We start from the raw sequence: 3740 nt of genomic DNA, 5'->3' as shown, positions 1-3740 counted from the left end.
GTGTAGGTGATGATCGCCGACAGCTTCAGCGTTTCGGCGATTTCGCGCGCGGCCAGCGAAATGGCATCGGCGCCGGTCGCTTCCGGCTCGGAGCGCTGGGCGTTGATGATGCCGGCATAGGTCGGATCGGTTTCGACCTTGGTGGCGATACGGTTCATCATTGCCACGGCCTCGACGGGATAGGCACCCGCCGCCGATTCCGCCGACAGCATGATGGCATCGGCGCCTTCGAAGACGGCGATCGAAACATCGGACACTTCGGCGCGGGTCGGCACCGGCGCCGTGATCATCGATTCCAGCATCTGCGTTGCAACCACCACCGGCTTGCCGGCGCGGCGTGCCGCGCGCGTGATCTGCTTCTGGATGCCGGGCACCGCCTCGAGCGGCATCTCGACGCCGAGATCGCCGCGGGCGACCATCAGCGCGTCGGACAATTCGATGATCTCGGCCAGCCGGGCGACGGCCTGCGGCTTTTCGATCTTGGCCATGATCAGCGCCCGGCCGCGTGCGATCTTGCGCGCTTCGGCCAGATCCTCCGGCCGCTGCACGAAGGACAGCGCAACCCAGTCGACGCCTGTGGCCAGCACGGCATCGAGATCCTTGCGATCCTTTTCGGTCAGCGCACCGACCGGGAGGTCGGTGTCGGGCAGGCTGACGCCTTTCTTGTCGGAAATCGTGGTGCCGGCGACGACGGTGCAGACGATCGACTTGCCGTCGCTCTTCACCGCCTTCAGCTCGAGCTTGCCATCGTCGATCAGCAGGCGATGGCCGGCTTCGACCGAGCTCAGGATTTCCGGATGCGGCAGATAGACCCTGGTCGAGGTGCCAGGTTCGGGATTGTCATCGAGGGTGAAGGTCTGGCCTTGCGTCAGCACTTCCTTCCCGTTGGCGAACTTGCCGACGCGCAGCTTCGGTCCTTGTAGGTCGGCGAGGATGCCGATCGGCCGGCCAACCGCTTCCTCGACAGCGCGGATGCGTCCGACCAGCGTGCGCATCAGTTCATGGTCGGTATGGCTCATATTGATGCGGAACACATCGGCGCCCGCTTCGAACAGTTTCTTCAGCATCTCCTCCGACGAGGAGGCCGGACCGATGGTGGCTAGGATCTTGACCTTGCGGCTACGTCTCATTGACTGTTTGTTCCCGGGGCGGCTGGAGCGCCTCCCGTTGTGGACTCATCGGTCAGCTGGACCATCCAGCTTGCCTGTTCGCCCGTGTCATATTCCTGGAATCCGGCGCGCTGGAAGCCCCGGGCGACGCAGTCGGTCACGCCGGCGATCTTGAACTCTTTTTCAGCCACGCACATATTGATCGGGCCGTCCCAGCGTCCACCGCGTTCGGCGTCTTCTGCATAAAGATAGTAAAACCTTGATGACAGCGGCCCTTCGATCAGCGTCTTGCAGCTCGATCCCTCGATGTGCCACCAGCCTTCGGTGATCCAGCCGGCCTTGGCGCGATAGCCGATGCCGACACCGACCAGGTTCTGCGTGGCGTTGCAGACGCGGAAATCGGCACGCGCCGGCGAAGCCACGACCATGGCCGACAGGCCCATGGCAAGAGTGAGGAGCGGCATGGCAAAGGCAGAGCGCATGCGCTGCCCGCCGGCGGAACTCATCCGAAAACCCCTCAAAAACCACATCAGCATCTCTCTGCGCCCCTTTTCGGAAAAGTCCGGGCGCATGTCAACGCACCGTTTTGTCCAATTCCAATCGATTTAGAAAGGCTCCGGCGCACAATTCGCCGACGTGTGCCAGATTTCCCGGGAAACCTTGGCCAAACAACGGCATTGCGCAAGCGTCGTCTTCGTGGAATGACGATAGCACCCTCCCCGGAAGCCCGCGAACAGACCATTTCCCGCCAATGACCCGATCCACAGTTTTCGCGCCTTTCGACATCATCGAGGGCGACCGCAAGCGAGGCATCGTGCTGTTGGGCGATCATGCCCGTCGCGACCTGCCCGACGACTACGGCAGCCTCGGCCTGCCCTCGGCCGAGTTCGACCGGCACATCGCCTATGACATCGGCGTCGAGGCGGTGACGCGCGAACTGGCTGCCCTGCTCGGCGTGCCGGCGGTGCTCGCCAATTTTTCGCGACTGCTGATCGATCCCAATCGCGGCGAAGACGATCCGACGCTCATTCGCCAGCTTTATGACGGCACTGTCGTACCTGGGAATTACCCCATCACTGCCGAGGAGCGCGAGAGGCGGCTCGACGGGTTCTATCGGCCCTATCACGACGCTGTCGGCGCCATGATCGCATCGGTCGCACAGGCTTCCGCCCAGACGCCCTTCATCTTTTCGGTGCATTCCTTCACCCCGGCCATGCAAGGAATCCAGCGTCCTTGGCACGTCGGCATCCTGTGGGATCTCGACGACCGCGTGGCGCGGCCGTTGATAGACATGCTGGCGCAGGACAAGAACCTCGTCGTCGGCGACAACGAACCCTATGACGGCGCACTGCGCGGCGACACCATGTACAAGCATGCCATCGTCAACGGCTTCGCCCATGCGCTGATCGAGATTCGACAGGATCTGATATCGGACCAGAAGGGCGCGCTCGCCTGGGCCGAACGGTTGGCGCCGATCGTTGACGCGATCGACCGCCGTCCCGATATACATGTGGTGAAGATGTTCGGCTCGCGCACCGGGCCGCTATGACGGAGGTTTCGATGACCGAACTCAGCGACGAGCAGCAACGCGATTTCGAAGCGGCCGCCTTCCGCCGGCTGGTCGAGCATCTGCGCGAGCGCAACGATGTGCAGAACATCGACCTGATGAATCTCGCCGGCTTCTGCCGCAACTGCCTGTCGAACTGGTATCGCGAGGCAGCCAATGCCGAGGGCGTCGATCTCACCAAGGATCAGTCGCGCGAGATCGTCTACGGCATGCCTTATGGGGAATGGCAGGCGCTGAACCAGACCGAGGCCTCCGACGCCAAGAAGGCCGAATTCGAGGCAAGGCGCCCCCAGGACCATTGACGCCGTCGCCCCAGCGATCGCTTAAAGCTATGTTTGGCCCAAAATGCTTCCCGAAAGAGCCTTGACTGAAAATTGAATCGATCTAATTTGCCGCGCGAAGCCATTTTCAGCGGGATTCGCCTCATGAACGCGTCAATTGCCAAGCTGACTGCCATTCGCGGACGATGGGCGCTCGCGGCCATTTTTCTCGCCAACGGCTTCCTGACGGGCAGCTGGGCGCCGCAGATCCCGGTGTTCCTGACCCGGCTGGAGATTTCGAAGTTCACGCTCGGCCTGCTGATTCTCTTATTCGGCGTCGGTGCCGTCGTCGCGATGACCTGGTGCGGCCATTTGATCTCCAGACATGGCTCGCGCACCGTACTGCGCTGGTTCGCCCTGTGCGGCAGCCTCGGTCTGATGGTCGTGGCGCTGGCGCCCAACGTACCGCTGGCGGCCGCGGCCATGATCATCTTCGGCGGCTCGATCGGTGGCATGGACGTTGCCATGAATGCCAATGCCGTGGTGGTCGAACGGCGGCTCTCCCGCGCCGTCATGTCGTCCTCGCACGGCTTCTGGAGTCTCGGCGGCTTCGCCGGCGGCGGCCTCGGCGGCTTTGCCATCCAGCACTACGGCCACCTCGCTCACGCGGCGGCGGTAACGGTGTTTGCCTTCGCGGTGATCGCGGTGGCCGTTCGCCATCTCCTCACCGAAGACAGCCCGCAGGCAGCCGAGCACCACAAATTCGCACTGCCGGCAAACCCGCTGGTTTATCTGATCGGACTG

5 protein-coding genes are annotated in these 3740 nt (G+C 63.0%); 3 read left to right on the top strand and 2 right to left on the bottom strand.

The window, feature by feature from the left end:
• Both pyk and EN749_RS32440 read right to left on the bottom strand, forming a co-directional pair.
• A partial coding sequence (pyk, locus tag EN749_RS32445; protein WP_127372680.1) for a pyruvate kinase occupies positions 1-1130 on the bottom strand: 1130 nt, incomplete at its 3' end.
• A complete protein-coding gene (locus tag EN749_RS32440; RefSeq protein WP_127266899.1) occupies positions 1127-1615 on the bottom strand; it encodes a DUF1036 domain-containing protein in 489 nt (162 codons plus the stop codon). The genes pyk and EN749_RS32440, both read right to left, overlap by 4 nt.
• A 245-nt stretch (positions 1616-1860) precedes the next feature.
• On the opposite strand from EN749_RS32440, the gene EN749_RS32435 reads away from it, so the two are divergent.
• The 3 genes from EN749_RS32435 to EN749_RS32425 form a co-directional block, all read left to right on the top strand.
• Complete coding sequence (locus EN749_RS32435) at positions 1861-2658, top strand: N-formylglutamate amidohydrolase (protein WP_127327660.1); 798 nt, start codon at positions 1861-1863, stop codon at positions 2656-2658.
• Between the two features lie 11 nt (positions 2659-2669).
• On the top strand, positions 2670-2978 hold the full coding sequence (locus EN749_RS32430) for a DUF1244 domain-containing protein (RefSeq protein WP_027037142.1): 309 nt from the start codon (positions 2670-2672) through the stop codon (positions 2976-2978).
• Positions 2979-3101: 123 nt separating this feature from the next.
• Positions 3102-3740 (top strand): MFS transporter (locus EN749_RS32425; protein WP_145991098.1); only part of this gene is annotated, 639 nt, incomplete at its 3' end.

Origin of the sequence: Mesorhizobium sp. M7A.F.Ca.ET.027.02.1.1 (assembly GCF_004022985.1) — a bacterium.
In the GTDB taxonomy this organism is placed as follows: domain Bacteria; phylum Pseudomonadota; class Alphaproteobacteria; order Rhizobiales; family Rhizobiaceae; genus Mesorhizobium.
This window is presented reverse-complemented; position numbering and strand designations above follow the sequence as displayed.